Annotated in this window: 22 protein-coding genes and 1 riboswitch; of the genes, 13 read left to right on the top strand and 9 right to left on the bottom strand. The window is 48.8% G+C overall.

Features of this window, described 5'->3' with window-relative positions:
- Positions 1–360: 360 nt before the first annotated feature.
- The 7 genes from BUB37_RS07990 to BUB37_RS07960 all read left to right on the top strand — a co-directional run bounded on the left by BUB37_RS07990 (position 361) and on the right by BUB37_RS07960 (position 13,993).
- Positions 361–3,459, top strand: a complete 3,099-nt coding sequence (locus BUB37_RS07990) for a SusC/RagA family TonB-linked outer membrane protein (protein WP_170863132.1) — start codon at positions 361–363, stop codon at positions 3,457–3,459.
- A gap of 11 nt (positions 3,460–3,470) precedes the next feature.
- Positions 3,471–5,279, top strand: a complete 1,809-nt coding sequence (locus BUB37_RS07985; RefSeq protein WP_072991475.1) for a RagB/SusD family nutrient uptake outer membrane protein — start codon at positions 3,471–3,473, stop codon at positions 5,277–5,279.
- A 36-nt stretch (positions 5,280–5,315) separates the two neighbouring features.
- Positions 5,316–8,168 carry a SusC/RagA family TonB-linked outer membrane protein gene (locus BUB37_RS07980; protein WP_094766590.1) on the top strand — a complete coding sequence of 951 codons (2,853 nt, stop codon included), beginning with the start codon at positions 5,316–5,318 and terminating at the stop codon, positions 8,166–8,168.
- 18 nt (positions 8,169–8,186) lie between these two features.
- Positions 8,187–9,914, top strand: coding sequence for a RagB/SusD family nutrient uptake outer membrane protein (locus BUB37_RS07975; protein ID WP_072991469.1), 1,728 nt, complete (start codon positions 8,187–8,189; stop codon positions 9,912–9,914).
- Positions 9,915–9,967: 53 nt separating this feature from the next.
- A complete protein-coding gene (locus BUB37_RS07970) occupies positions 9,968–10,993 on the top strand; it encodes a DUF5627 domain-containing protein (RefSeq protein ID WP_072991466.1) in 1,026 nt (341 codons plus the stop codon).
- 9 nt (positions 10,994–11,002) lie between these two features.
- Positions 11,003–12,589: a carbohydrate binding domain-containing protein gene (locus tag BUB37_RS07965; protein ID WP_094766589.1), complete on the top strand. Its 1,587-nt coding sequence runs from the start codon at positions 11,003–11,005 to the stop codon at positions 12,587–12,589.
- A 225-nt stretch (positions 12,590–12,814) separates the two neighbouring features.
- On the top strand, positions 12,815–13,993 hold the full coding sequence (locus BUB37_RS07960) for a glycoside hydrolase family 5 protein (RefSeq protein ID WP_072991460.1): 1,179 nt from the start codon (positions 12,815–12,817) through the stop codon (positions 13,991–13,993).
- Positions 13,994–14,033: 40 nt separating this feature from the next.
- Here BUB37_RS07960 and BUB37_RS07955 read toward each other — a convergent pair whose 3' ends face one another.
- Both BUB37_RS07955 and BUB37_RS07950 read right to left on the bottom strand, forming a co-directional pair.
- A complete protein-coding gene (locus BUB37_RS07955) occupies positions 14,034–14,951 on the bottom strand; it encodes a sugar phosphate isomerase/epimerase family protein (RefSeq protein WP_072991458.1) in 918 nt (305 codons plus the stop codon).
- A gap of 154 nt (positions 14,952–15,105) precedes the next feature.
- Positions 15,106–15,948 carry an AraC family transcriptional regulator gene (locus BUB37_RS07950; RefSeq protein ID WP_072991455.1) on the bottom strand — a complete coding sequence of 281 codons (843 nt, stop codon included), beginning with the start codon at positions 15,946–15,948 and terminating at the stop codon, positions 15,106–15,108.
- Positions 15,949–16,107: 159 nt separating this feature from the next.
- A riboswitch (TPP riboswitch) is annotated at positions 16,108–16,201 on the top strand.
- A 64-nt stretch (positions 16,202–16,265) separates the two neighbouring features.
- Between BUB37_RS07950 and thiM the strand changes: the two genes are divergently transcribed.
- The 5 genes from thiM to BUB37_RS07925 all read left to right on the top strand — a co-directional run bounded on the left by thiM (position 16,266) and on the right by BUB37_RS07925 (position 19,840).
- A complete protein-coding gene (gene thiM / locus BUB37_RS07945) occupies positions 16,266–17,063 on the top strand; it encodes a hydroxyethylthiazole kinase (protein WP_072991452.1) in 798 nt (265 codons plus the stop codon).
- Positions 17,063–17,698, top strand: a complete 636-nt coding sequence (gene thiE / locus BUB37_RS07940; protein ID WP_072991450.1) for a thiamine phosphate synthase — start codon at positions 17,063–17,065, stop codon at positions 17,696–17,698. The genes thiM and thiE overlap by 1 nt, the downstream gene beginning before the upstream one ends.
- Complete coding sequence (gene thiD, locus BUB37_RS07935; protein WP_072991448.1) at positions 17,695–18,531, top strand: bifunctional hydroxymethylpyrimidine kinase/phosphomethylpyrimidine kinase; 837 nt, start codon at positions 17,695–17,697, stop codon at positions 18,529–18,531. The genes thiE and thiD overlap by 4 nt, the downstream gene beginning before the upstream one ends.
- Positions 18,515–19,162, top strand: coding sequence for a thiaminase II (tenA, locus tag BUB37_RS07930; protein WP_072991445.1), 648 nt, complete (start codon positions 18,515–18,517; stop codon positions 19,160–19,162). Before thiD ends, tenA begins: the two co-directional genes overlap by 17 nt.
- A gap of 165 nt (positions 19,163–19,327) precedes the next feature.
- The gene (locus tag BUB37_RS07925) at positions 19,328–19,840 is read left to right on the top strand and encodes a DUF5004 domain-containing protein (RefSeq protein WP_072991442.1); all 513 of its coding nucleotides are present in this window, start codon (positions 19,328–19,330) and stop codon (positions 19,838–19,840) included.
- A 62-nt stretch (positions 19,841–19,902) separates the two neighbouring features.
- On the opposite strand, the gene BUB37_RS07920 is transcribed toward BUB37_RS07925, so the two are convergent.
- Together BUB37_RS07920 and BUB37_RS07915 are read right to left on the bottom strand one after the other, a co-directional pair.
- A complete protein-coding gene (locus BUB37_RS07920) occupies positions 19,903–21,003 on the bottom strand; it encodes a polysaccharide biosynthesis protein (RefSeq protein WP_072991439.1) in 1,101 nt (366 codons plus the stop codon).
- A 533-nt stretch (positions 21,004–21,536) separates the two neighbouring features.
- Positions 21,537–22,247 (bottom strand): LytR/AlgR family response regulator transcription factor, encoded by a 711-nt coding sequence (locus tag BUB37_RS07915; protein ID WP_072991433.1) that lies wholly within the window; start codon positions 22,245–22,247, stop codon positions 21,537–21,539.
- A gap of 116 nt (positions 22,248–22,363) precedes the next feature.
- On the opposite strand from BUB37_RS07915, the gene BUB37_RS21605 reads away from it, so the two are divergent.
- Positions 22,364–22,528: a hypothetical protein gene (locus BUB37_RS21605; RefSeq protein ID WP_170863131.1), complete on the top strand. Its 165-nt coding sequence runs from the start codon at positions 22,364–22,366 to the stop codon at positions 22,526–22,528.
- Here the strand turns inward: BUB37_RS21605 and BUB37_RS07910 are convergent.
- The 5 genes from BUB37_RS07910 to nirD all read right to left on the bottom strand — a co-directional run bounded on the left by BUB37_RS07910 (position 22,525) and on the right by nirD (position 26,333).
- Positions 22,525–22,926 (bottom strand): response regulator, encoded by a 402-nt coding sequence (locus BUB37_RS07910; protein ID WP_072991430.1) that lies wholly within the window; start codon positions 22,924–22,926, stop codon positions 22,525–22,527. The genes BUB37_RS21605 and BUB37_RS07910 overlap by 4 nt on opposite strands.
- A 113-nt stretch (positions 22,927–23,039) precedes the next feature.
- Positions 23,040–23,405 carry a DUF7009 family protein gene (locus tag BUB37_RS07905; protein WP_072991427.1) on the bottom strand — a complete coding sequence of 122 codons (366 nt, stop codon included), beginning with the start codon at positions 23,403–23,405 and terminating at the stop codon, positions 23,040–23,042.
- A 4-nt stretch (positions 23,406–23,409) separates the two neighbouring features.
- Positions 23,410–25,257 (bottom strand): sensor histidine kinase, encoded by a 1,848-nt coding sequence (locus BUB37_RS07900; protein ID WP_072991424.1) that lies wholly within the window; start codon positions 25,255–25,257, stop codon positions 23,410–23,412.
- 18 nt (positions 25,258–25,275) lie between these two features.
- Positions 25,276–25,869 carry a DUF4202 domain-containing protein gene (locus tag BUB37_RS07895; RefSeq protein WP_072991421.1) on the bottom strand — a complete coding sequence of 198 codons (594 nt, stop codon included), beginning with the start codon at positions 25,867–25,869 and terminating at the stop codon, positions 25,276–25,278.
- 83 nt (positions 25,870–25,952) lie between these two features.
- Complete coding sequence (gene nirD, locus BUB37_RS07890) at positions 25,953–26,333, bottom strand: nitrite reductase small subunit NirD (RefSeq protein WP_072992667.1); 381 nt, start codon at positions 26,331–26,333, stop codon at positions 25,953–25,955.
- Positions 26,334–26,350 lie beyond the last annotated feature (17 nt).

Genomic DNA, 26,350 nt, shown 5'->3' with positions numbered 1-26,350 from the left:
TGCAATATGCGCCATTTGGGTAAATGTTGCAACAAATAGAAGTGGGGCGGCATCATTCCTATTTTTGTTTATTTGGTTTTTTTTTAACATTTACAAAATGAAATTCATAAATAAAAAGAGCATAAAACAGAATATGTAAATCTGTTAAGTTTTATTTATGATTCTCGAACGGCTTTTCCGCCTTATAAAGATCGCAAGGATCCATAGGATATGGACGGTATGTAAATCGGGGAATTTGCGATGTATTAAAAATTACGAAGGAAGGCTTAATCAAAAATTATCAACCCACATTATAGCGGTATGAAAAAAAGGATTTCTTGTACACAACGGTCTGTATTTTGTTTTACTCTTTTTAAGGATATGGGGCTATTTACGGCACTTATTCTTCTTTTTCCCATGGTACTGGCTGCAAGCGATTATCCGCAAAGGCTGATAAAGGTAAGTGGAAACATTTCGGAAGAGGGCAGCGGTCTGCCGATTATCGGCGCAAGCATACTGGAGCAGGGTACGGCCAACGGGGTAATGTCCGATTTCGACGGCAATTTTACCATAGAGGTTCCCGAGGATGCCAGTTTGATAGTAAGTTATATCGGTTATGCAAAACAAACGATTAAAGTGGCCTCAAGGACCGAAATCGATATCGTAATGCAGGTCGAGGCCTCTGAATTGGACGAAGTGGTCGTCGTGGGTTATGGTACCCAGACCAAGGAGAGTGTGGTCGGGTCCATTTCACAGGTAACGGGTGCCGACCTCATGCAGTCGGGAGGGGTTTCGACAGTAGGCCAAGCCTTGACCGGCCGTATCCCAGGGGTCACTACGGTGTCTTCCACGGGTAGGCCCGGTGACGAATCGCCCCAGATATTCATCAGGGGACAAAGTTCTTGGAACGGCGGAGGGCAGCCCCTAATATTGGTCGACGGTATTGAACGGAGCATGAACGATATCGATGCCGGCGACATTGAAAGCCTTTCGGTTCTTAAGGATGCCTCGGCCACCGCGGTTTTCGGGGTAAAGGGCGCCAATGGGGTAATTCTGATCACCACAAAAAGGGGAAAGGAAGGCAAGGCACAACTTTCACTTACGGCAAGTTCGGCAATAAAAACCTTGTCTAGAATACCCGAAAAGTACGATTCCTACAACAGTTTGCTGGTGGCCAACGAGGCCATTGAACGGACCGTTCCGGTCAGGGAGGAGGCTTGGAGGAGCTATACGCCCATCGATATCATCGAAAAGTACCGCAACCCGGCCAACGAGCAGGAACGCTATATTTATCCGGACGTCGACTGGGTGGATGTCATGCAAAAGGATTTTGCGACGGATTACAGGGTCAACCTTTCGGTCGCCGGGGGTACAAAGTCGGTCAAATATTTCGGGGCCCTGTCGTATCAGCACGTGGGCGATATCTTTGACGCCGAAAGTTTTAATAACGGCAGGGATTACAAGGCCAACTTTAACTACAATCGCTTCAATTACCGCAGCAATATCGATTTCGACATTACCCCTACCACCCGCCTCTCGGTCAATCTTTCGGGGTATTACGGCCTACAGAATACGAACCAGGCCGACCCGCAGCTCCTGTACAGCAGCATTTACTCGCTGGCACCAAACCTCTATACGCCCATATACGACGATGGTGTCTATGGCAGGGCCATAACCGAAAACTTCGAATTGAGCAATCCGGCCGTCATACTAACGGCTAAAGGCTTTACCAAAAACCATCGGGTACAGGTAAACAGCGATTTTATATTGGACCAAAAACTGGATTTTCTATTGCAGGGCCTAAGCTTTACCGGTAGGCTTTCCTACGACAACAACTTTAGGGGGGAAGGCGGAATCGCCGAGGAAAACCCGACCGGAATGGACAATGTGGTCTATCGAATTTACGATCAGGACGGTTCGGAACAATTGGTCTCGCCCGTGGGAACCAACCAATTCGATTTCGTACTTAACCCATGGGAACGCCAGGGCCTGACCATTCAGGATTGGATGACGAGCAGACGCCTCTTCTACCAACTTTCCCTTAACTACAATAGAACGTTTGCCGAAAGGCACAACACCACCATATTAATGCTGATGAACCGCGAAGAGTACGCCATTGGAAGTATGTTTCCCCGGTATCGCGAAGATTGGGTGGCCCGGGCTACCTACAACTACGACGGGCGCTATTTTATCGATGTAAACGGGGCTTACAATGGATCCGAAAAATATGGGCCTGGCTATAAATTTGAACTGTTTCCTTCCGTCGCCTTGGGGTGGATGGTGAGTAACGAAGCGTTTATGGAAGGGGCTACCTGGTTGGATAAACTCAAAATAAGAGGCTCGTACGGCGTGGTCGGAGACGACAGCGCGGGCGAGCGATGGGCCTATCTTTCGCAATGGGCCAGTGGCGGTAGCGCCTATATGAACAATGTGGAGCCCTACGGTACCCGATCGCCCTATACCTTTAGAATGGAAAGCATCATAGGAAATCCCGACCTGCAATGGGAAACCTCCGAAAAAGCGAATATAGGCTTCGAACTGTCCGTTCTTGAGAACAGCCTTTCGTTGGAACTCGACCTTTTTAAGGAAGACCGCCACGATATCATCGTTCCTGCCGATTCCCGAAGCGTCCCCAGCTTTTATGGGTTTCAACCGGCCGATGTAAACATTGGGGAAACCAAGGTAGAGGGCATCGAAATCTCATTGGACTATAAAAAGCAATTGACCCAAAACTGGGATGTATGGGCAAATTTCGCCTTTACCAAGGCCAAGGACGAAATCATATACAAGGAAGACCCCTTGCTGAAGCAGAGTTATCAAAAGGAAGAAGGGTATGCCATCGGTCAGCCGAGGGTCAACATCCGGGGCGATATGTTAACCTCCTGGGACGATGTCTACGGGGCCACCCCACAGGACAACGGTCAGGAAACAAGGCGGCCCGGTTATTACGACGAGATCGATTTTAACGGCGATGGTGTGGTAAATAGCGATGATGCCGTTCCCTATGGGTATACGGTACGCCCCCAGAATACCTATAACCTTACCCTGGGAACCGGTTTTAAGAACCTATCCTTTATGGTACAGTTCTACGGGGTGAACAACGCCACCAAAAACTATACGGATAGGACCTTTATGCTCGAGACGCCCCTGTTCTTCGATTTCAAATCGGATTATTGGAGCGTCGACAATCCGGACGGGGAAGAAATCCTACCGGCTTGGCTGGGTACCTCCGGGGCCACCGATCCCTATCGCAACTGGTACGACGCCTCATTTGTAAGGCTTAAGAATATCGAACTGGCCTATACCTTTAAGTCAAAAGCGGGAAGTAGCTATAGGGTCTATGTCAGTGGCAATGACCTGGCCTATTGGTCCGACCTGCCCGACGACAGACAGGACAACACAGGTGAGACCGCCTCTGTCTATCGGGGTGATTATCCAACGTTTAAACGATTCAATCTAGGGTTGAACATTAACTTTTAATACGGTATACAATGCTTAGAGTATTCAAATTATTAATAGCTATATGTTTTTTGGGACTGCTGGCCTCCTGTGAAGATTATCTGGACAAATCCATAGAGACCGAACTGACCAAGGAGGAAGTATTTAAAAACTTCGACAGTGCCCAGGGCTTTGTCGAAGAGATGTATGCGATGATCGTAGACTACAGTACGGCCGCCCACTGGCAACATTTTCACTGTTACGGCGAAGATGCCGTCGGTATCGATACCTGGCAGTTTGATTACGCCATTGATGAAGGTAGGTATTGGGCATGGCAGACCAATGGTCCGGGCAGTATGTTCGACGGCCCCACCAATACCAATGCCGATCTTCCCTTCGACAGGGCCAAACTGTGGCCCAGTAGCTGGGCGGGTATAAGAAAGGCCAACATCGTTATTGCCGATGCCGATAACCTAATGGCCGATGCCACGCAGGAAGAGAAGAATGCCATATTGGGCCAAGCGTATTTTTTCAGGGCGTTCTTTCATCACGAGATCATGAAGTTTTGGGGCAGTATTCCCTATATCGACAGGGTGTTGGAAGACGATTGGAGAATTCCAAGGCCCGCGGAATGGTCCGAAACGGCCCTAAAGATCGACGAAGACTTTCAAAGGGCGGTCGATCTGTTGCCCGTAGACTGGGACGACCCCGATTATGCGCCCGGTGAAAAATCAAGGGGGCAGAACATGTTCAGGATCACAAAGGGGGCCGCCCTGTCCCTAAAGGCAAAAAACCTGCTTTACGCCGCAAGCCCCTTGATGCAGAACAGCAGTAATACTTACGATTACGATGTGGAATTGGCCAAACGTGCGGCGGATACCTTCGCCGAGGTCATTAAAATGCCCAGGTATAGCTTGGTGCCATGGGAAGATTACGAAAGTGTTTTCTATTCGACCCAAGGGCGCTACCCCTATACCTCGGAGTTTATTTTCAGCCAAGCGGGCGATGTGGGCTGGTTCCATACCTTTTTGCCTACCAATTGGCAGTTGGGCGCCATTGGCCAGAACAACCTCGCTTCGTTTCCTACCCACAATTACATTCACAATTATTTTGGCATGAACGATGGCCTGGCCTGCGACGACAGCCCCCTTTACGATCCCGCCAATCCGTGGGAAAATAGAGATCCCCGCCTGTACAAATGGATCGTCTTGGATGGCGACCAGATGGTCGAGAACCTAGGGGCGGCCACCGGCGAGAACGAGGTGCACAGGTATGCCCAGTTTTACACCGATGGGGCACACCGCTACCCGAATAAGGGCAACGGCACCAGAACCGGCTATGTGGCGAAAAAGTGGTTCCCGATTTCGTTCAACAATTTTGACAATCAAGGTGTATTCGCCTGGCGCGTTCACGTAAGGCTTACCGACGTGTACCTGATGTACGCCGAGGCGGCCTTGGTGGCCTATGGCATCAACGGAAAACCAAATGGTTTCGACCTTTCGGCCTTGGACGCCATCAACAGGATCCGCGAAAGGGCCGTACCCGACGGCAGCTTGAACGTCAGGCCCGAATACCTCGTTAGCGAAGAGGCCTTTATGGACGAGATAAGGCGCGAACGTGCGGTTGAATTGTCGTATGAGTCCCACAGATGGATGGATGTAAGAAGATGGAAACTGGGAACCGAACTAAAGTACAAACTCAAAACGGAGATTGTCTTTGACCGAAATGCAGAAGGCAAACCTATCAACTTTGTCGAGAAGGTCTTGCGTACCAAGGTTTTTGAGGACAAACATTACTGGTTGCCCTTTCCGAAGAACGACACCGAGATATACGAAGGTTTTCCGCAAAACCCCGGTTGGTAACCAAAACTGTTTTACAATTAGTCAATACTATATTTTATGATACAATTGAACACACTTTCAAAACTTTTGCTTTGCGGATGTTTCTGTATGGTATGGTGTTTATCGATAAAGGCCCAAACTATAGACTCAACGGATACGATCGTATTGTCCGACCCATTGAACCGGTTGGAATCAAACCTGGAGGAAGAGGTAAACCTGGGTTTCGAGGTGGGGACGAGGCGTGATATCGTCGGGGCGTCATCAACCGTAAAACCCGATGATTTTCTAAAGTTCGATACCACGCAATGGGTTCAGGATGCGCTTTCCGGCCGCATGACGGGGCTACAGGGAAGTTCGAATATCAGGGGCCTGGGCAATGCCTTGATCGTGGTCGATGGTATTCCCGGTCGCGATATAAATATCTTGAATATGGAAGAGATCGAGGAAATAACCATTTTAAAGGATGCCAACGTGTCCGCCCTTTACGGATCGATGGCCCGCGATGGGGTTATCGTGGTCACGACCAAGCGGGGTTCCACGAAAAGGGAGTTCAATATTAGTGCGAGCACGGGGGTAAGGTTGCCCATTAGAATGCCCAACTACCTTAATTCGGCCGAGTACATGCAGTACTTTAATGAGGCCAGGGTCAACGATGGCCTCGGTGAACTATATTCTGCCGAGCAGATGGAAAACCATAGGAGCGGCACCAATCCGTACCGGTACCCCGACGTCGATTTTTACGATAAGGCCAACTTTAGCCCGCTTACCCCGTATGCCAACGTAACGGCCGATTTTGCCGGGGGATCCGAAAACACCAAGTTTTATATTAACCTAGGGTTTAAGTCCGATGGCAGTTTTCAATCGATCAATCCGGAGAACGAAAAGGGGGCCAAACGCTTTAACGTTCGTGGAAATATCGACTTTAGGGTTAACGATTGGATCAAAAGTAGCTTGGATGTCGTAGCGATAATCGATAAGAACAAAGGCTCCCTCAGTAACGTCTATCAAGACGGGAGTACCTTCAAGCCCAACCTGTATTCGCCCTTGATCCCGATCAGTAGTATCGATTTCTCCGCCAATCCACAACTACGCGGTATCGTCGATGCCGCCCATCAGTACGACGGCTTTCTTCTGGGCGGAAATCAAGCCTATAGCGACAATGTGCCCATTGCCAATATTTTTGCGGGCGGCTACCAAACGAATATGACCCGGGTCAGCCAAGTCAACAATTCCATAGATTTTGACCTGAATGCCATTACCGAGGGATTGTCGGCCAAAAGCTATGTCAGCTTCGACTTTTACAACATCTACAATTTAAGTGTGCAGAATAAATTTGCGGTTTACGAGCCCACTTGGAACGACGAGGGCAGAATCGTCGATTTGGTCAATGTAAAGGATACCGATCTTAAAGACCAGGTCGAGAATGTAAACACCGATTTCTTTGCCATCCGATATGGCTTTTACGGTTTGGTCAACTACGACAAAAAGTGGAACGAAGATCACGGGATCAATGCCTCATTGGTCGGGTTCGCCAATAATACCTACGTACGGTCAGAAAAACAATCGGCGAAAAACAGCCATGTGGCCTTGAGCCTCAATTACAATTACAAAGACAGGCTCTTGGCGAATTTTAGTGGCGCCTATGTCAACTCGGTCAAATTGGCCGAGGGCCACAGGGGTAAATTTGCCCCTTCGGTCGGCTTCGCCTATGTGCTCAGCGAGGAGCCTTCCTTAAAAGGCTCGTCTTGGCTCAACTATTTTAAGCTAAGGTCGTCGATCGGGGTCATTTATTCCGACCTGGGCATCCAAGACTATTTTCTATACGATGCCATATACGAGCAGAACGGGGGAGGCTATAATTGGGGCGATACGAATGGATCGGGCTATTACAATGCATCGACCAAAATCTTAAGGGGAGAGAATACCGGCCTCGATTTTGAGAAACGGACGGATTTTACCCTGGGTTTCGAATCGCTGCTGTTTAAAAAGTTTTGGTTAGAGGGCAACGTCTTTCAATCCATTATGGGCGATAAGGTAATCAGGGCGTCTACCCTATACCCCGAATATTACGATTCGTTCAGGCCCTACACCAATTACAACAAAGACCAATATTCGGGCTTTGAGCTTGGTGTCAACTATTACTCGAAAGCAGGGAACTCTACCTTTGATATCGGCGCCCGGATGCTGTATACGCGATCGGAACGGACAAAGGTAGACGAGGTATACCAAGACGACTACCAATACAGAAAAGGTACTCCGGTCGATGCCATTTGGGGCTTGGAGTCCTTAGGCCTGTTCCAAGTAGATGAATTTAACCCCGATGGGTCCTTAAAAAACGGTTTGCCGACACAGTACGGTACGGTAAGGCCGGGCGACATCAAATACAAGGATCAAAATGGCGACGGGGTCGTCAACGATCAAGACATGGTGCAAATCGGACGCTACGGGGCCCCGTGGAGTTTTGGCTCCGACATTACCTGGTCGTACAAGGCGTTTACCCTTTTTGCCCTCCTTACGGCCCAAGTAGGTGGCGACGGGGTATTGTCGGGAGATTATTACAGGCCACAGGGCGATGCCAAGTATTCTGAAGTAGTGAAGGGGAGATGGACGGAAGCAACGGCCGAAAGCGCCACGTTTCCCCGGCTTTCCTCCATAGGTAGTGCCAACAATTTTGAAAAGACCTCTACCTATTGGCTGTACAGCAATGATAATTTTAGGATTCAAAGGGTACAATTGACCTACGACCTGCCCTCACAGTTGATCTCAAAACTGAAGATGAAGGATATCAGTCTGTTTACCTCGGTATCGAATCTGGCTGAATTTTCAAAGAACCGGAAAATTAGGGAGCTGCAACTTGGTTACAACCCCTTGTTTAGGTATTACTCCTTCGGGGCACGAATGAAGTTTTAATGTGAAAATACGTTTGACATGAAGAATATACATAAAAATATAGCCCTTTACATTTTGTTTCTGTCATTGGTGGGCTGCAGTCTGGTGGAGCCCGTAGATGAAAACCTGCTCGGTGAGGACCGGTTGAATTTCGATCCAGCCTTTGCCGAGGGGGTCCTGCTGAACGCCTATGAGGGCATGGTAACCCAGCTCTCCTTTAACGATGCGGGTACCGACGATGCGGTTAACAACTTTTTGAGCAGTTACCGAAGGATGGCCATCGGTGAATGGAATGCGCAGAATCCGTTTACCAGCCGGTGGGGGCACTACGAACAGGTACTGTACCTGAACAAGTTTATCAGCCTGTTGGACGAGGTGGTCTGGAAACGCGACGAGGAAACCAACGAACTGTTCAAAGAACGACTTTACGGTGAGGCTGTGGCCCTACGTGCCCTTAGACATTTTTGGATTCTTCAGGAACACGGGGGTATAGGGCGTTCGGGACAGCTTTTGGGCATACCTTACATCACCGAATTCTACGAATTCAACGCCGACTTCAATACCCCGAGGTTGGGCTTTGAGGAAACGGTGGCCCGAATTGCCGCCGATTTTGACGAAGCTTTGGAATACCTGCCGATGGATTACGATGGGGACCTGGCAAAAAGACCGGCGCGGTATAACGGTTCGAACGACGAAAAATACCAGTTCGTGTTCGGAAAAGACCAGGACCTGCGCATAAGCGGCAGGGTAATCAAGGCCTTTAAGGCCAAATTGTTTCTTTTGGCGGCCAGTCCCGCCTTTATGGACGGCCAGGGCAGCTACTATCAGGATGCCGCGACTATCCTCGCCGAACTTTTGAACGATATCGGGGGAATCGGTGGTCTTGACCCCAACGGGCATTACGATTTTTATGATTTCCCGATAGGCACCCGAAACTTTCCTGAAGTACTTTGGCGTAGTAATGTGTCTACCTACCAAACCTGGGTCGAAAGCCAACAATTTCCCCCATCCCTAAATGGTGAGGGCCGACTGAACCCTTCCCAAAACCTGGTGGAGGCCTTTCCTATGCTAGACGGTTTTCCGGCCACGGAGGCACATTCCGAATTCGACCCCGACAATCCCTTTGAAAATAGGGACCCAAGATTAAAAAGATACATACTTTACAATGGGAACGACCTGAACGGAAGGCCCATTACGATCAGTGATGAAGGGGGAATCGACGGAATTGATCAAGTGTCCCAACGGTCTACGCGGTCGGGATATTACTTGAAGAAATTGTTGGACCCCAAAATTATCATCAGTGCCGACGGAAACATATCGGGGTCGGAAAAGATCAATGTGTACGTTCGCTATACCGATTTGTTCTTAATGCTGGCCGAAGCGGCCAACGAGTTGGGCGGTCCCGACCAGGCCATAGGCGGTATGTCGGCTAGAAACATAATTGCGGCGATAAGACAAAGGGCCGGTATCGGTCTTGACAATTCGGATGCCTATTTGGGCACGATCAGCTCGCAGGAAGATATGCGGCAATTGATCCGTAACGAACGGCGCCTAGAGCTTTGTTTCGAAGGCCACCGTCTGTACGACCTAAGAAGGTGGGGGCTGTTCGACGAAACGCCCGACGCCATGGGCTTGAAATTCGACGGAAACAGTTATGGGGAGTTTTTGGTAGAGCCCAGGTTGTACGGGTCCAATGCCAACTATGGCCCGATACCGCAAAGTGAGGTGGTAAAATTCGATGCCATTGAGCAGAACCAAGGCTGGTAAAGGTTTTTATAAAATTAGGCTTAGGCCAAGATGTTAATCTAATTTTTCATTTTATGAACACAAAATATTTTATTTCGATACTCGCAGCCCTCGTTTTGGTATCGTGCAGCAATACAGAACCTGAATTCGACGACTTCGATATCCAGACCGTTTACTTTCCTTACCAAACCCCGGCAAGGACCCTGGTTCTGGGCAATTACGACCAAGGCTTCAACGATAACGACAATGCCCACCGTTTCGAGATAACGGCGTTGATGACCGGGGTGTATTCCAATGAGGAGGAAAGAAAGGTGCACTTTGAGGTAGACAACGGGTTATTGGCAAACGTGGCCAACGTAAAGGCATTGCCCGCGGAGTACTATACGTTCGAGACCCTGAGCCCGGTCAGCATCCCTTCAGGGGACACAAAGGCCCGCATACAGGTACAGTTGTACGACGATTTTTTCAACGATACCCTGTCGTTTGGAAAGGTGAACACGACCAACTATGTGATTCCCCTTCGGATCACGAGGGCGGAAAATATCGATAGTGTCTTGACGGGACGCAGTTTCGCCGCCGTTGATAACCCAGATCGGGTCAATGCCGCCCATTGGGATATTCAGCCTAAGGACTACACCCTGTTCGGCATTAAGTACATGAACAGGTTCCACGGCAACTACCTGCGCAGGGGCCAGGATATGATCACCAGCGGCACACCTACATTGGGTAGGGAATACAACGCCGAATTCACGGTAGACGATGAAGTGGTTTTCGTGGAGACCAGCGGTTTCAACAAGGTCCATTTGGAAAATATCATAGGAAGGGGAGAGAATTCGAGTCCCGGTAACGTGGCCATCGAACTGTCCTTTGATGGCGATGCCTGTACCATCTCCAGCTATAAGGACGATCCCTATAATGTAAGCGGTACGGGGCAGTTTGTCGAAGGAGGCGATACCTGGGGCGGAAAACCGAGGGATGTCATTTATCTCGATTATACCTATACCGATACCGACAACTCCGAAACACATGCCGTTAAGGATACCTTGGTCATACGGGACAGGACCGCTGTTTTTGAAGAGTTTGAAATTGAATTAAAATAAACCTGGAAAATGGAAAGTATTCTAAATTTTACACATAGTAAATTGATGCGCCTAGGGGTGTTGCTCGCCATCGTTGTATGCGGTTCGTGCAATAGCGACGACGATGGGACAATGGAGGCATCGAGTGTGCACATGAAGACCCTGCCCAAGGTGGCCTATGTGCTCGGTGAGGAACTGGACCTTTCTGACATGGTCATTTCCATTGAAAGGGACGGGGGGGTGGTCGATATTCCTTTTTCTTCCTTTGCTTCGGAAAACATAACGGTGGACCCGCCCCATGGTACCGTACTTGATTTTTCCCACGAACAGGTCAACATAAGCATCGGCGAATCGGGTGCGGGTTTGATACAGCCCATTAGCGTTACGAACGATGTGGTCGAGCTTGAAGTGAAGACCCAAGCCATGGCCGACTATGTGGCCGGGCAGAAATTGGACCTGAGCGATATGGTCGTTACCCTGATCATGGAAGACGGTTCCAAGGCAGACGTTGCCTTCGAAGATTTTGGTACCGAAATCGAAACGGCCCCAATGAACGGCGACGTACTTTCGGTAGACCACTCCGAGGTAAGGGTAACCTATATTTCTACCCTGGCGAAGGTGGCACAGGAAATCGAGGTTGTTCCGTTCTCCCCGGTAAGCGGTACGGTGGTAAATCCACCGGTAAAGAGCGAATATGAAATCGGCGAAAGGTTGGAACTCGACGGTACCGTTCTATCGTTCAGTATGGCCGACGGCCAAGAAGTTACGGTGGCCTTTGAGGATTTTGGGGCATTCGGACTTACGGCCAGTCCGGCCAATGAGATAAAACTAAAGGCTACCGAAACCCAGGTTGAAATTTCGCATCCCGAGGGGGTTGCCGTTGTCGTGCCGATTACGGTCAATACCCTCGTGGTTGCCGGGATGGCCATTGAGACAAAACCCGAGAAAACCTTGTACGAAGAAGGGGAGACCATCGACCTCAAGGGACTTTCCCTTAGGCTTTCGTTCGATGATAAGGAAGACCTTATCGTACCCAGTGAAGATTTTGATATCTATGGAATCGTATCGACTCCCGCCCAAGGCGAGGCCTATGTCGCGGGTACTTCCGAAATTGAAATTGCCTACCCCGATTTTAGCGAGACGGTGGCCATACCCCTGGGCTCCGAGATTATTTACGAATCCGATTTCTCAGGTGGGGAAGACGGTTGGGGGGCCAACCAAAATGGTGGCGGCTCGGTTAACTACTATGCCGAAGAGGGTATCTTGATCGCCAAGGACATTGTGGTAGGGGCCAACCCATGGGACGTGCAGCTGTTCAAAAGCTCCATTACCCTCGAAGAAGGGGGCAAATACAAGCTGACAACGGTCGTGAAGGCCTATCCCGGACAAGGTGATTTCTGGTTCTCCCTATCCGTTGGAGACGGTACCGGAAGGGACGGCTGGCAGGCCTATGATGGCGGTGGCGGTATTTGGCTGGCCGGAGATACCGAATATCAGACCTATGAAAAGGAATTTGTCATGGGACAGGCGACCACCAATGGGGCGCGAATCCTGTTTGATATAGGCAACCAGACCAATGGCATAATGGTACAGTACGTCAAACTGGAAAAATTATAAAGCTTTGAGTTGTTGAGTTTTAATTGGTAGTTTCTTACCAACCGATATTTATGTTGTGTATCGGTATAAGGCCAATTGGTCGTTAAGGTCAATTGGTCTTTTTTTTAAATGCCGCGCTCAAGCCTGATCGGGTTCAAGACCACCGGCTCTTAACCGGAATTTGGACCTTACACAAGGGGCTTCCTTTGCGGAAAATTGCAACAAATACCCAAAAATTAATAGCAAATGAGAAAAATAGACCTGATTTTAGTTCTCCTTATTCTGGGACCAGTTGTTTTTACGGCCTGTGCCCAGACCAAAAGTATCGACCCCGAAACAAGTCCCGCAGACGACGGGAGGGTTGAAGATGTCGAGGTTCCCGAACAAGATATCGATGGGGATATGCGCGAGATAACACCGCAGGATTTCGTGTTGGACATGGGGGCAGGCTGGAACCTCGGAAATGCCATGGATACCGAGAACAGTGATGAAACGGCCTGGGGAAACCCCGTGACCACACGGGAAATGATTGACGAAATCGCCCAAAAAGGCTTTAAAACACTTCGTTTGCCTGTAACCTGGAGGTTTCATATGGGGCCCGCTCCTGACTATACGATCGAAAGGGAATGGCTCGATAAGGTAGAGGCCATTGCCAATTTTGCCCTCGATAACGATATGTACGTCATTGTCAATATCCATCACGATGACACTTGGATCATTCCTACCTACGAAAGGGCACCCGCGGTCAAGGCCCGGTTGTCAAAGGTATGGACACAGATTGCGGAAAGGTTCAAACCGTATGGTGACCGCCTCATTTTTGAAACGCTCAACGAACCACGGTATGAAGGTAGTCCCGAAGAATGGAAAGGGGGCACGGCCGAAGGGCGCGACGTGGTCAACCAATACCACAAGGTGGGCGTAGAGGCCATTCGGGCCACTGGAGGTAACAATGCCCAGCGAAAAATTATGGTATCTACCTATGCTGCCAGCACCGGTTTAGACGCCTTGGACGACTATGTGGTTCCGAATGACGACGAGAATGTAATCGTATCCGTACATAGTTATTTTCCTTACCTGTTCAGCCTTGAGGGTTCCGACCCCACCTGGGGCACCGAATCCGATAAGTCCGAATTGCTCGCCGAGCTCGACAAGATCGCCGAGACCTTTATCGTCAAGGGAAGGGCGGTGGTCATGGGCGAGTGGGGCTCAACGCACAGCAACAATGTAGACGACCGTACGGCCCACGCCGAATTTTATGCAAAGGCCTGTGCCGAACGGGGCATTTGCCCCATTTGGTGGGATAACGGGAATGTCGACGAGTTTGGTATCTTCAACCGAAATACCCTCGAATGGAATTATCCGGGGATTGCCGATGCCATAGTCGGGGCCGTTGATGAAGTTGCTTCGAAAACGGGCCGGGATTAGTTGTCCGATAGCCCTGGGCTACCGATTTGTATTTCCCGAATTAGTCGAAGCCAAATGTTTTCAGGCCTTCGTGACTGATCTGTATGGCCTCCAAAGGTTTTAGTCCGTCAAAGGTCATGTCCTGTTCGACCATATAGTACTCCATTCCCGAAAGCTCCTTTTGGGCCAGTATTTCCTCGAAATCGATCTTACCCCTTCCAACGGGGGCAAACCGGCCTTGTTCGTCCATATCCTTTACATGCCATATCTTAAATCGGCCAGGATATTTTTCGAAATAGGCCAAGGGGTCGGCGTTTGCCTTCGTCACCCAGTACAGGTCCATTTGAAAGTTGACATACCGGGGGTCGCTGTTCTGCAATAAGTAATCGATGGGAACCACACCGTTTTCGTCTTCCATAAATTCGAAATCGTGGTTGTGGTACAAGAGCTTCAAACCCGCCTCGTGGGCTTTCTTTCCGAGTTCATTGACAATTTCCGAAAGTTCGGCGGGCGTACAGGTCATGCCCATGGTCTTCGTCGCTTCGTCGAACTTGAACAGTCCCATGGGGGGAATGGGGATAACGAAGTACTCAAAACCTGCGGCCTTTACATCGGCCATCATTTGTTCGGCGTTCTCCAAGGTCACGGAGCTTTGATGGCTGCTTATGGGAGATAGGCCCAATTCAGACACATAGGCCCTGAAATCCTCGGGGGACATGTCGTAAAATTTTCCGTCTTCATAACCGGCGGCTTCTATGTACGCATAACCCGCCTCGGCCACCTTTTTAAGGGTTTCCTTGGCATTTTCGCCCATATCGTCGCGCACGGTATATAGGGCAAGTCCACCAAAATTTTCAACAGTGGTTTCCCTTGGGGCGTCGGCGGCCACCTCCTGTTTTTTCTCCTTGCTGTCCTTACAGGAAAAAAGGGATGCGGCGATGCAGAGTGAAAAAAGCGATTTTGTGATTGTAGTTTTCATATAAGGAGTTGAATTGAGTTGTCGTAACTAATGTAATGCTTAGATATATGGAATGCAAGACAAAAGTTGTCCGAACGCGGTGCGTTTTTATTTCTTCGAGACCCAAAAAGGCCGGGAACTTCAATAACTTTCTGATCGTTTCGATGGGTAACGACTAAAATTGCCGCCTGTACCGGGATGGGGCACAGTCTTTTAAGGCCTTGAATTTTCGGTTAAAATTGGCAATGTTGTTAAAACCGCAGCTTTCTGCAATTTGCGAGATGGAAAGGTCGTGCTCATTGAGCAAGAGTTTGCAGGCGTGTTCTATCCTTACTTCGATCAAAAACTGAAAAAAGGTCTTGTTCGTACGTTTTTTAAAATACCTGCAGAAGGCATTTTTGCTCATGTTGGCCTTTTCCGACACGCTTTCCAAGGTAATCTGGTCATGAAAATTTTCCATCACATATTGGATAACCTTCCCCATGCGCTTTCCCTCCTTGTCGGAATAGTCTTTTTTGTATACAAAGGATGATAGGGGTTTGGTTTCGCTTTTTCCGATGAGGTTTATGATCAGGAGCAATGTCGAAATCTGCTCTACCTTATTCTGCCCACGCAGGTTCTCGAACAGGTCCCGCACTTTTTTCCCGTTGGAGACCAGTTTCATGCCGTACCGACATTTTTCAAAGAAAGAATGGGTCAGGGCCAAATCGGGTAGGGCGAAGAACTTCTCCCCAAATGAATTCGGGCTAAAAAAAAGCGTATACATGATCGATTCCTCGGAGGTGGTTGCATCGCTTTTGAACACATGGGGGTGGTTGCCGCCGATGACCAGAACATCCCCCGATTTGTATTCATTTATCGAATCGCCGACAATCAAGCTCCCCGAACCTTTTAAAACATAGCTGATTTGAATTTCGGCATGCTGGTGGAGCAAATCATAAAACAAGGGACCTTGGTCTATCTGAAAAACCAAGGCTTCATTTTTGGGTTTGGGTATTTTAAACGGAAGTACCTTCAATGGAATATTTTGTACTAAAATACCTTAAAATGTAAAAAACAACCTCCTTATTGGGTAATATTTGGTTTTGCCCCAAGCCATAAAGGGCAGAATTTCTTTAAAATCCCGCACAATAAAATCCGGGTCCGTTCGATGTATGATCGAAAAATGTTACTTTTGGTACGGCTTTAGGGGTATTCTATTGTAGAATTGAGAGAGTCCCTTTGAACCTGATTTGGTTGATACCAACGTAGGGAAAAGTTCGCACCGTGTCTTCGGCCTTCTTTTTAATCTCTTCTCGAGGATTCCTATAGCCCTAAAATTTTTAAACCTTTGTTATGGAACACAATCTTTGGAATCACGTTTTACAAGTCAGGGCACAATCTCCCTTAGTACATAATATCACCAACTATGTGGTGATGAACAATACCGCAAATGCACTTTTGGCAGTCGGGGCCTCGCCCATAATGGCCCATGCCCATGCCGAAATTGACGAAATGGTAGGTATTTGCCAATCGTTGGTGGTAAATATCGGCACCTTGGATGAGTACTGGGTAAAAGCGATGCTACAGGCCTCGACCAAGGCGGCCGAACTGAAAAAGCCGTTCGTAATCGATCCCGTTGGTGCGGGTGCCACCTCTTTTAGAAACGATACCTTGTCAAAACTTTTGGCAACAAGACCGACCGTAATACGGGGTAACGCATCGGAAATTATGGCGTTGGCAAAACAGAATACCGCCACGACCAAAGGGGTCGACAGTACGGCCGAAAGCGATGAGGCCATAGGGGCGGCCATCGATTTACACCGGCAATTCGGCGCGGTGGTGTGTATTTCGGGGCAAACCGACATCGTGGTTTCGGGAGACAGGCGCAGCTATGTCAAAAACGGGAGCGGCCTGATGACCAAGGTAACGGGCCTCGGGTGTTCCGCCACGGCCCTAATCGGTGCCTTTATTGCCGTCGTTGACGATAAGTTTGAGGCGGTAACCGCCGCCATGGCCCTGATGGGACTGGCAGGTGAACTTGCTTCGAAACAGGCGGCCGGCCCCGGTAGCCTACAGATGCATTTGCTCGACAAACTTTACAATATTACCGAGGAGGAATTTTCGGCACACCTACAACTTGTGGTCAAATAATGGGCATTGAATTTCCATACCGACTTTATTTGGTGGTTTCGCAGGAAAGTTGTGCCGGCCGGAGCATTATCGAGGTGGCCGAACAGGCCATTGCCGGTGGCGTCGACATCGTACAACTTCGTGAGAAGAACATACCGACCGAAGTGTTCGTCGAAAGGGCCATGCTCCTAAAGGACGTTCTCGATAAACACAATGTGCCCTTGATCATTAACGACAATCTTGAGGTGGCGATGAAGGTCGGTGCCCTTGGTATCCATGTGGGCAACAACGATACCCCTCCGACCGGCATACGGGCTACGTGGGGTGCCCCGCATTGCTTGGGCTATTCCATCGAATACCTCGAGCAACTGCAGACCGATCAAACCAAGGCCTCCGACTATTTGGGGGTGAGCCCCGTTTTCAGTACGGCCACCAAAACGGATACGGTTACGGAATGGGGCCTTGGGGGGCTCGCCCGGATTCGGGCCCTGACCGATAAGCCTTTGGTGGCGATCGGGAGCATTAACGTTGACAACGCCTTTGAGGTGGTCAGGGCGGGGGCCGATTGCCTCGCCGTGGTATCGGCCATTTGCCAAGCCCAAGATCCGGCCAAGGCGGCAGAGGGACTAAGAAACGAAATAGAAAAAGCACTATGAAAAAATATAGCTATCCATCCGTTTTGAGCATTGCCGGCTTTGACGGGAGCGGGGGGGCGGGAATTCAAGCCGATATCAAGACGGCATCGGCACTCGGTTGTTATTCGACTTCGGTACTGACCGCACTGCCCGTTCAAAATACCACAGGGGTCAAGGCCATTTATCCCATTCCCCATAAGGCCATAGCGGAACAGATAGAGTCCATTTTTGACGATATTTTTCCCGATGCCGTAAAAATCGGCATGGTACATACCCAAGAACTGGTAGAAACCATTGTGGCCTCCTTGGGTAAATACCGGCGAACCCCTTTGGTTTTCGACCCGGTAATGGTTGCGACGAGCGGGGATAAATTGATCGAGGACGATACCATCGCTACCATAGTGGAAAAACTGATTCCCCTGGCCGATGTCATTACCCCGAATCTCGATGAGGCGTCCATTTTGGCCGAAATGCAAATTGAAAGCGTGGACGACATGTACGTCGCGGGCGAACAAATTAAAAAACGGGGTGCACGTTCCTTACTTTTAAAAGGAGGTCATTTAAAGACGGAAAGGCTAACATCGCTGTATTTTGCGGAAGATGGACAGGTGCACGAATTTCACTTCGAAAAATATGTGACCGCGAACACCCACGGTTCAGGCTGTACCCTATCATCGGCGATTGCCAGTTACATCGCCCGGGGGGAAACGTTGCTCGGGGCCATAGCCAAAGCCCAGGATTATGTAGACAAGGCGATCGGGTTTGGCAAGGACGTTAAGGTAGGTAAGGGCAACGGGCCACTCAACCATTTTTATAACCCACTGGAATTGAAAAAAAATGAATTGGAGCACTAAAGCATGGCAAGAAATCGGGCCCATCTATCAAAAGATTATCGAAATGCCCTTTATCGAAGAACTCATGAAGGGATCTCTTCCCTTGGAAAAATTTCAGTTCTACATGGTTCAAGATGCACATTATTTGGATCAGTTCGGAAGGGCCCTGGCCATAATCGCTGCAAGGACCCATGACCTTGAAGACTCCTTGGCCTTCATCAAATTTGCCGAGGGGGCCGTGGTCGTCGAAAAAGCCCTGCACGAATCGTATTTTGAGGGTTATGGCCTAAAGGAAAGGGGCAGCATTCAACCTACCTGTCACCACTATGGGCATTTTTTGAAAAGTACGGCGGCCTTGCAACCCGTTGAGGTGGCCATTGCGGCGGTACTGCCCTGTTTCTGGATCTATAAGGAGGTGGGCGACCATATCTATTCGAACCAAGTGTCGGACAACAACCCCTACCAAAAGTGGATCGATACCTATGCGGGTGAGGAATTCGGTCTAATTACCCAACGGGCGGTAGCCATCAGCGACCGCATAGCCCTAGGGTGTACCCCTAAACAACGACAGGCCATGACCGAAGCCTTTATTACCGCCAGTCGATTGGAATACGAATTTTGGCACAGTGCCTATACCTTAAGGAGGTGGTAGGGCACCTTTTCAAAGATGAGTCCCCCAAAAAGAACATGGTTATATGGGCCTTTGGGGGCGTGGGTTAGGTTTTTGTTCATGTTTGGGGGCAAAGTAGGGGTAGTTGAAGCAACCAATTGGCCAAATCATCATCTTTTATAAGAACCTAATCTTAACTGTAATTTTATGAAAGTACGAGTTTGTATATTGGGCCTTGCGGCCTCGTTGGCTACCTTGACGGCATGTAACACGGACAATAGTGTGGAGTGCCCCGAAAATTATAGCGGACCCCTAGCTTCCAGTGAGGAGAAAATGGTAGGGGAATGGCTGCTCACCGACATAATGGCCGATACCGAGGTCGATCTCACCGATGATGGGGAAGACAACCCCTCGACCAACATTTTTGATCAGTATTCCGATTGCCAAAGGGATGGGGCCTATACCTTTGCTACAGACCGGACCTATAGCTTCAAACAAAGTCTCAAAGCTACCGATTGTGAAAGAACCGTCGATTTGAGCGGCACCTGGCAACTCGCCGGTTCGACATTGGGCTTGGTGGGCTCTTGTACCGAACAGTACCTGGTTATTGAACTGAACGAGGATAATACGGAATTTGTTTTCAAGGAAAATTTTAATGTAACCGACGTTAGCGGCAATATCGTGCAGACCGAGGTCAGTTTTACGTATAGCCTTCAATAAGGCCTACCATGGTAAAAGTACAAGGGGAACGAAAAAAACACCGTTCCCTTTTTTTGTGCCGATCAATTTTGGTTCAGGTGTAGACCGGGTTTTACGAAGCTCGTCGTCTTGCTGTAAAAGAACAGGATTTGCGCACTTAACAAGGCCATCATTGAAATTATTTGAAGCTGTACGACCAAACTGATACTATCGTTAAAAACGAGAATGAGCAGCATCTGGATGACTCCGACCACGGTGGAAAAAAAGGCGGGGAGGTATTCTCCCGTAACTAAAAAATAGTAGGTAAAAATATTGGATAGGACGAAAAGGGAAACGGCAAGTCCCAATTGCCAAAGCAACTGCGAGGCAGATAGGTAGGTTTCGTCGAAGAAGAGCTCGATAATACTCTCGGGAAATAGGTAACACGCATATACGATAAGGGCCAGTAGCGAACCAAGGTATCCGATGAATTTCTTGACCAAGGGAATCGTGGGTATTCCTTTTTTGTGCTTGATCACCACGGTAAGGGAAAACAACAGAAGAAAAACCCAGGCCACCGCATAAATCGCCCTTCCAATCAGGGCCATGGACGTATAAAGGGCCGTATCGGCCTGGTTAAAGAAATGGCTCACCAGTACGATATCGCTGTTCTTGATGATTATTTGAACGAATTCGTACCCTGTGGCCAGAAGTACTAGATATAGTATTTTTTTGGCCTGCTCTTTGGAGTTGTTGTCAACGGAGCCTTTAAAGGGGCTGAGGAAACTACCGGGCATGAGCCGCTTAACAAGGCAAACGGGCAAGGAGGCACTGAGAACCATAAGGGAGCCCCAGCTCGTCGAAGGAAAAAAATCCTTAAGCTCGGTCAGGTAGAACAGACCTGAGGTGAGGAGAATTAGGCCCAGGGCCACACCGCAGGTATAGGGGACCTTAAAATTGCTAAAGGGCCTGTTTTTTTCAAAAAACGAACCGAAGCGTATCGCGAATACTTGCAGTACCATCCCGGCAAAGGCCACGGCGATCAGAAGGGTTATGGGCTGGGCACCCTCGGCAAAGGATTCGGGACCCAATACCTGCCCGAGCAGCAGGTTGTAAAGGTAGCTGGCCCCACTGGCCAAAAGCACACTGCCTATGATTAAACTTTCTGGGGTCGTTTCTTTGATTTTTATGGGGGCAAGGCTCATACTTCTTTTTTTCGGATAAATAGTGTTGACTGCTGGTGGATCGAATGAACCGTGTATCGAATCCATGCAAATATCCCTAGATGAAGGTAGATGGACGGCCGCATCTAGGTAAATGGGCATTTGCTGTAGACGAACGGTAATTTTTGTACTGTAAGTAATTGTAAGACATGGTTTTGGACTGTCTGTGGAGGAAGGTGTTTCCCTAATAGGCGGACCATAAAAAAAGGACAACCAAGCCAAGTAGCTTGATTGTCCTAGGGGCGGTTGCACGCTCCGAACCAAAACATTAAGTGTACAACCGATGAATTAACCCATATTGTTTACCGGGCATGGCCCAAATGGTGAAGGGCAAATGTCGCCCATTCCATAGCATTAAGGGGAGGGGAATCGACAAACGGAAAGTTTGTGTAGACGGTTGGGGGAATTATTGGGATGATGCCGCAAGATAGATAGGGGCAGGTCATGGGCCGATGGCCTTGGACGGTGCCAAGTGGGCATGCCAAATTATCCAATGGAAGCAAGGCGGGGAAGAACTATACCAGGTTCAGGCGGCGCATCAGTTCGGGGCGGTTGGAACGGCTGATGGGCACTACGTTTTTTCCGATCAAGACGCTGTTGTCTTCGATATCGATGATCTTGTTGAAGTTTATGATAAACGACCGATGGATCTGTAAAAAGGTCTTTTCGGGGAGTTTGCCCTTTATCTTCTTTAAGGTCGTATGAACGCGATGCGTATCCTTTTCAAGCTTTATCTCAATATAGTCGCCCTTGGCTTCCACAACCAGGATTTCGTTGCATTTGAGCTTTATTAATCGGCGGTCGATGTTGATGTAAAGCTCGTCGGCCCCATAAGTGGCCTTTTCGTCCTTGTCGGCGGGCAGGGGCTCCCTCGACATTACTTTTTTTAGTTTCTGAACGGATTTTTGGAAACGATCGTGGGTAATGGGCTTTACCAAATAATCGACAATGGCCTCGTATTCGTATGCTTCTATGGCGAATTCCGTATTGGAGGTGGTCAAGACTATATGGGGTGGGTTTTTGAGGGTCTGGATAAAATCTACCCCGGTAAACCCGGGCATGTGAATATCCAAGAAGACAATGTCGACTTCGTTTTGATTAAGAAATTTAATGGCGTCAATGGCGTTTTCAAACAGTTCTATGACATCCAAATCGGGAATCTTGGCACAAAGATGGCTTACTATAGCCCTTGAGGAAGCCTCGTCGTCGACAATAATACAGTTCATAATAGCGAATTATCTTTTCGAAAATACCCTATTAAGTTAACTATAATATTCTACAAATCGGACAATAGTTACAACGGCGGGCCCTTTGATAACGGAATACGGGCTACGGTAATTGTGTGCGAAGCGAATTATTTGTCCCTTTTGAAGTGGCTTCCGTCTTGCCCAAAACGGCTCGAAGGGGTGAGGGGAGGGTACAAGGTTCAATGGAGGTAAAGGATGTTGGTGTCGATATAGGGGAAGCGGTGGTGGGCCGCCATTTGGGCAAAGGAGGGGCCGGTTAGGCGGGAATCAGGTCGATGGCCTCCCAATAACCGAATATCTTCTCCATCTTTTTTACGTAATCTTCGTACTTCAATGGTTTTATTACATAACCCGCTATTCCCGAACAATAACATTCGACCAGGTCGTCCCGGTTCTGTGAGGTGGTAAGTACGACCACAGGTATGTACTTAAGGGTATCGTTTTGCTTAATGATTTTTAAGAACTCGTTCCCGTTCATTCGGGGCATGTTCAGGTCCAAGAGGATGAGGTCGGGCAAGCGGGTACTTGATTCCAATAGGTCGAGGGCCTCCTGACCGTTGCCGGCCATAACGAGCTCGTGTTTGGATTTTAGTCTCGCAACCGTTCGTTTCATCTTCATGGTCTCCACTTGGTCGTCTTCTATAAAAAGGATCTTCATGGCTTTTGTAATTGAGTGAAGGACAAACTTCGCACTATAAGGTCGAAAAAGAACGCCCTTGTCGACGGATGGGAGTTTACTGTAGACGAACGGTTCCCTTGTTTAGGTGGACCTTATTCGGCCAAGGGGTTCGGATAATTGTCCGATTCGTCCTCGTCCCTTTCGTCCAAACAAACAAAATCCTTCTCGACCAAGAGGGACAAAACCCCTCCCGTATCGAGTTTATACTCGTTTTTAAAGCCCACCTTGGGGCTATCGGCCCAAGTGTCGGCTTCCTTTTCGGGGACGAATACGGTAATCGTATTATCGACAAAGTCGGCCTGAAGTCCCGCAATGTTCTTTTTTGAACGCAGTTCGTAGACCAGTTTTTGGGTATTGAAAAGTGTGGTTTCGGTGTAATGTCCCGTTTGGCAGAAAGTCGCTACTTCGGTCTTGGTCAGTCGGTACCGTACCGAATTTCCCCTGATCCTTATCTTCATCTGACTATGTTTTTATAAGTTCGTTCTGTTCTGTATTATAATTGATGGTGACCCGGGTGCCCTTTCCCGGTTCAGAGGTAATGAATAGGCGTCCGTTGATGTAACTGATACGCTCTTTCATAAAGAACAGGCCCATCCCCCCTTCGCTGTTGTTTTGTGGGGGCCTATTTACCACTGAGGTATCGAAGCCCTTGCCATCATCATCGATAACTACGCTAAGGATGCCCTCCGAATAGTTGATGGTAACCAGGATGTAATTGGCATCGGCATATTTGATGGCATTGTTCACCGCCTCTTGGGTAACCCTGTAAATGTTCGTTTCGGCCAAGGAATCGAATCGAATGGGGCCCTCTGTTTTGTTTTCGAAAAGTATATTTTTTCCCGTAAGCTTAGAAAGCTCGACGGTCATTTTTTGCAGGGCCGGAAAAATTCCGTGGTCGCTTAACTCGGGCGGTGTCAGGTTGAAGGTGGCCGTACGGACCCCCTTTATCAAATCGGAGGCCAAGGCCTTGAGGTAATCTATTTTCTCGGCGGCTTTTACCTTGTTTTCAAGGTCGATGGATTCAATATTGAATTTGAGGGCGGTAAGCATTTGGCCGATTCCGTCATGGATGTCCTTGGCAATGCGCTTGCGTTCCTCTTCCTGCGACTCGACAATTTGGCTGGCCTGGATTCTTTTTTGGAGCATGCGCTCCTCAAAATTCTGCAGTTTTAATTGTTCCAGCTTTAGGGCGTTCCTCTTTCTTTCGGTAATATCGGAACAGAGGATCAGTACGCTTTGTTGTTCACTGGACGGGTGCATGGGAACAATCGACATGTCCAACCAATGGTTTTCGCCCGAAACCGTCGTAATGCGTATTTCCTCGGTGCGTATGACGTTTTTTCGATTGTTCCGAAGCACCTTCTTTAGGTATTGTTGTTGCCCTTCGTCGGTTGTGAGTATTTCCGATAGGGGCCTGTTCAGGTCTCCCGATTTGATATTGAGCAAGTCGAGGAACTTCTTGCTGATAAAAACGACGCTGCCGTCATGGCGCACACTTGCGAATAGGGCCGCATTGTCGATTACAAAGTTGAGCTCTTGAAGTTCCTTTAACGACTTTTCCTTTTCTATGAACAGACGCTGTGTTTCCATGGCCTGCCTTTCCGATTCGGCCCGGCTCTGCATTAAACTGGCAATGGTCTTGCGGATCTGGATCGACAGCGGCCTGAATATAAAGGCGATTTCCAACAGCAGGATGCAAAGCGAGATGGCCAACAGAAGGTATTCCTTTCGTTTTAGGTTTTCCAGTTTGGCCTTACTCCTTTTATCGTACTGGTTGACGATGGTGTCCATCACTTGTAGGAACCTGCTTTCGTTCTTTAAAATACTATTGGTCAGCACGGCGAGCTGGTCTTGGTTTAGCCTTTGGTCGTTAAAGGATGCGATAAGGGTTTCGGCCGCCCCTACCATGGCTTCGTGGTAGGGCTCCAATTTTTTGAACAGGGCCAAAATCTCAACGTGCTCCTCCACGGGCAGGTTTAAGGTATCACTGCCTTCCTGCAGGGCCCTGTGGGAGCTTTTCCAGACCGTGAGCGTCTTTTGGAGTTCGGGGACGATCGTGGCTATGTTGCCGCCCGGGTAGCCATCTTTGATGAGGAGGGCCTCTTTGGCCAACTTCTGGCTGTAGGCCCTTTGCCGTCCCGCCACATTGATGACCCTCGAGTCGTTCAGCTGTGAGTTGAGGTGGATTTGAATGAGGATCTGTGCGATGATAATGGTCAGGGCTATGCCGGCCAAGGCCAATAGGTACCATTTACGGATCCGTAGAAAGGTCGTATTGTCGAGTGAGTGTTGGTACTTTGTTGGGTCCACAAACCGTTGTTTATGAGGTTAAGCCGTCTCGATGGCCTTGGTGACCAAACGGACCGTATCTTCCGATAAGGGCAACTGCAATGCGGCCTCCTGGCCCTTTTTGGACATCTTTTGCCATGTTTTTTTTAGAATGTCGATCAGTTTGTCCTCGGGATGCCTTTGCGCGAAGTCCTCAAAATAATGCTCCAAAAACACCAGGCAGATGACATCTTCAAGGGTTTGGGTTTCCTCGTTTTTCTTGAGCTGTTTTTTTTGCAGCAAAAAAGCGACTTTTTCGATCGTTTCCGCATCATAACCGACTTCCTTCAATATGTCGGTGGCCGTTTGGGCGTGAAACCTCTTGAGCTCTTGCCGCCACCTGAGGTAACCCGCCCGGTTCATTTCGTACGACTTGCGGGGTATCTCCCACCTTCGTATGTGTTGACACCGGGCCGTTAGCTTAAGGGCATCCGAAGCATCGGGTGCAAATTGCCCCAGTTTTTCGGTCATTCTCATGGCGTAAAGAACTTCCTTGGGGTAGGTCTTCCCTTGGTACGTTTCGGTATTTGGGTCTTCGCTGTTGGCCGCATCGAACCGTTCGTATGCTTCGGCCAATTTATTATCAGTAGGCATGTGCTTCAATTTTTTAGGAAAGATAGCAAATAACTTTCCTTTTTATCAACCCGGGCCGTTTATGGGGCCGGTCGATTTGAAGGCTATTCGGTAAAACCGATGTGCACAAAGCCCTCAATGATCCGTACGGGATAGGTCGCAATGGCATTGAGGTTGCCGTTCAGATGCGCGCCGGTTTTCAATGAAAAGGTATTTTTGTGCAGGGGGCAGGCCACCTTGGGTTCCAGGTTTTCATCGCCGATCATACCTCTTGAGAGCACCATTTCCATTTTGTGCGGGCAAAGGTTCTGGCAGGCGTACCAGATATTCTCCTTGGCGAAGTTGAACACCGCAATTTGCTGGTCTTTATACTTTATGCACGCCCCGCCGTTCTTGGGAAATTTTGAGACCGGTGCCGCCTTGAACCACAGGGTAACTTCCTCGGGGGCTATGGTGTGATACTGATGCAATAGGGTTGCTTTCATAATTGGTGTTTTTATAT

It is taken from the genome of Pseudozobellia thermophila (assembly GCF_900141855.1).
Classification (GTDB): Bacteria; Bacteroidota; Bacteroidia; order Flavobacteriales; family Flavobacteriaceae; genus Pseudozobellia; species Pseudozobellia thermophila.
The sequence above is the reverse complement of the archived record's forward strand: the minus strand, read 5'-3'. Positions and strand labels throughout refer to the sequence as shown.

Excerpts from the sequence above, each read along its gene's own strand:
- BUB37_RS07990 (WP_170863132.1), top strand. The coding sequence starts at position 361 with ATGGGGCTATTTACGGCACTTATTCTTCTTTTTCCCATGGTACTGGCT.
- BUB37_RS07985 (WP_072991475.1), top strand. The coding sequence starts at position 3,471 with ATGCTTAGAGTATTCAAATTATTAATAGCTATATGTTTTTTGGGACTG.
- BUB37_RS07980 (WP_094766590.1), top strand. The coding sequence starts at position 5,316 with ATGATACAATTGAACACACTTTCAAAACTTTTGCTTTGCGGATGTTTC.
- BUB37_RS07975 (WP_072991469.1), top strand. The coding sequence starts at position 8,187 with ATGAAGAATATACATAAAAATATAGCCCTTTACATTTTGTTTCTGTCA.
- BUB37_RS07970 (WP_072991466.1), top strand. The coding sequence starts at position 9,968 with ATGAACACAAAATATTTTATTTCGATACTCGCAGCCCTCGTTTTGGTA.
- BUB37_RS07965 (WP_094766589.1), top strand. The coding sequence starts at position 11,003 with ATGGAAAGTATTCTAAATTTTACACATAGTAAATTGATGCGCCTAGGG.
- BUB37_RS07960 (WP_072991460.1), top strand. The coding sequence starts at position 12,815 with ATGAGAAAAATAGACCTGATTTTAGTTCTCCTTATTCTGGGACCAGTT.
- BUB37_RS07955 (WP_072991458.1), bottom strand. The coding sequence starts at position 14,951 with ATGAAAACTACAATCACAAAATCGCTTTTTTCACTCTGCATCGCCGCA.
- thiM (WP_072991452.1), top strand. The coding sequence starts at position 16,266 with ATGGAACACAATCTTTGGAATCACGTTTTACAAGTCAGGGCACAATCT.
- thiE (WP_072991450.1), top strand. The coding sequence starts at position 17,063 with ATGGGCATTGAATTTCCATACCGACTTTATTTGGTGGTTTCGCAGGAA.
- thiD (WP_072991448.1), top strand. The coding sequence starts at position 17,695 with ATGAAAAAATATAGCTATCCATCCGTTTTGAGCATTGCCGGCTTTGAC.
- tenA (WP_072991445.1), top strand. The coding sequence starts at position 18,515 with ATGAATTGGAGCACTAAAGCATGGCAAGAAATCGGGCCCATCTATCAA.
- BUB37_RS07925 (WP_072991442.1), top strand. The coding sequence starts at position 19,328 with ATGAAAGTACGAGTTTGTATATTGGGCCTTGCGGCCTCGTTGGCTACC.
- BUB37_RS07920 (WP_072991439.1), bottom strand. The coding sequence starts at position 21,003 with ATGAGCCTTGCCCCCATAAAAATCAAAGAAACGACCCCAGAAAGTTTA.
- BUB37_RS07915 (WP_072991433.1), bottom strand. The coding sequence starts at position 22,247 with ATGAACTGTATTATTGTCGACGACGAGGCTTCCTCAAGGGCTATAGTA.
- BUB37_RS07910 (WP_072991430.1), bottom strand. The coding sequence starts at position 22,926 with ATGAAGATCCTTTTTATAGAAGACGACCAAGTGGAGACCATGAAGATG.
- BUB37_RS07905 (WP_072991427.1), bottom strand. The coding sequence starts at position 23,405 with ATGAAGATAAGGATCAGGGGAAATTCGGTACGGTACCGACTGACCAAG.
- BUB37_RS07895 (WP_072991421.1), bottom strand. The coding sequence starts at position 25,869 with ATGCCTACTGATAATAAATTGGCCGAAGCATACGAACGGTTCGATGCG.
- nirD (WP_072992667.1), bottom strand. The coding sequence starts at position 26,333 with ATGAAAGCAACCCTATTGCATCAGTATCACACCATAGCCCCCGAGGAA.